1 protein-coding gene is annotated in these 509 nt (G+C 47.3%); it reads right to left on the bottom strand.

The features are described from left to right. Positions 1-243: copper chaperone PCu(A)C (locus R7044_RS28295; RefSeq protein WP_225456417.1), on the bottom strand; the 243-nt coding region annotated here is incomplete at its 3' end. Positions 244-509 lie beyond the last annotated feature (266 nt).

The following is a 509-nucleotide window of genomic DNA, read 5'->3' as shown; positions in this document are numbered from 1 at the left end:
CGTGTGAGTGTAGATCTCCACACGGCCAGCGATTGGGCTTTCTGCTGCGATCAACGCGTCTTCCGTATCCCCATGGTTGGTCAGCTGAAAGAATCCGCCAATAACAGGAGCATTTGGTGGCGCTTCACGACTCCAGGGATGATCGATGTGAATTTTTCCGGCTTCGTAATCGTGAGCAAGGCTCATAGGGCTAGCAATGAGAGCGATAAGTGACAAAGTGGCGATTTTCATTTGTTTAAGCATGTGTATTTTCCTTTTAAATAGAATGACTTCCCGAGCAAATGCTCAATGGGATAATTGTTATTATTGTGAGCCTGAGTTCTTAAAGAACCATTAGGCAGGAAAAACACAAGGAGGGGATTGCTTTGGTGCGATATGCTGGTAAACCAATCTGCCGCATTGAGCAAAATGGTAGGGCGTGAGCGCGTGTTTAACGCGGCGTAACCACTGAATGGTGGCAAGATAAAGCCCAACCGCGACAAGCAAGAAAAATTGCACGGCTTGCAGCA

This window comes from Vibrio sp. 1402, from assembly GCF_033340275.1.
This window is presented reverse-complemented; position numbering and strand designations above follow the sequence as displayed.